At 71.5% G+C, this 712-nt stretch carries 1 protein-coding gene; it reads right to left on the reverse strand.

The features are described from left to right. Window positions 1-166: 166 nt before the first annotated feature. Window positions 167-661: a VOC family protein gene (locus IH44_RS0140040; protein ID WP_051818362.1), complete on the reverse strand. Its 495-nt coding sequence runs from the start codon at window positions 659-661 to the stop codon at window positions 167-169. Window positions 662-712 lie beyond the last annotated feature (51 nt).

The raw sequence follows: 712 nt of genomic DNA on the forward strand, positions 1-712 counted from the left end.
GGGGGGGGGGGGTGCCGGGTGGGACGGGCGTCGGGTGGGGGTGCCGGGGCGCGCGGGGCGCGGGGGAGTGGTCGGCCGTGCTGCGGTTCCCCGCGCCCCTGGCGTTGCGACGTCCGGTGCCGGGGGGCTCCAGCTGGGGCTTCCGGTTGCTTCCGGTTGAGGGGCTTCAGTTGGCGAAGCCGCCCCGGGGTTCGATGATTTCCAGGTTGGTGCCGTCGGGGTCGTTGAAGTAGGCGACCTTGGTGCCGAGGGCGGCGTCCGGGGTGACCTCGCCGGGGAGGAAGGTGTAGGTGTCGCCGAGGAAGTCGTAGCCGGCGTCCTTCATGCGGCGGTGGACGGCGTCGAGGTCGTCGACCTTGAAGCAGAGGTGCATGGAGCCGGGGCGGTTGGCGGCGCCGCGGGTGGGTTCGCCGATCGGGTCCTGGAACTGGATCAGGTCGATGCCGAGGTTGTTGTCCAGGTTGATGGTGGCGTACCGGAGCTTGGCGGTCGGCAGGCCCTGCGAGCGGCCGAAGGGGACGCTGTGCATGGTCTCGTCGGCGACGACCGGGTCGTTGCCGGTGAGGGCGCGGTAGAAGGCGATGGAGGCGTCCAGGTCGGAGACGGAGATGCCGACGTGGGCGGCGCGGGTGAGGTTGATGGGGGTGTCGGCCGCGGTCATGGGTCGATTCCTCTCGTACGCGTGGGTGGGGGGGCGGGAATGGGTGGGGAT

The sequence above is a fragment of the Kitasatospora sp. NRRL B-11411 genome (genome assembly GCF_000721345.1).
Classification (GTDB): domain Bacteria; phylum Actinomycetota; class Actinomycetes; order Streptomycetales; family Streptomycetaceae; genus Kitasatospora; species Kitasatospora cineracea.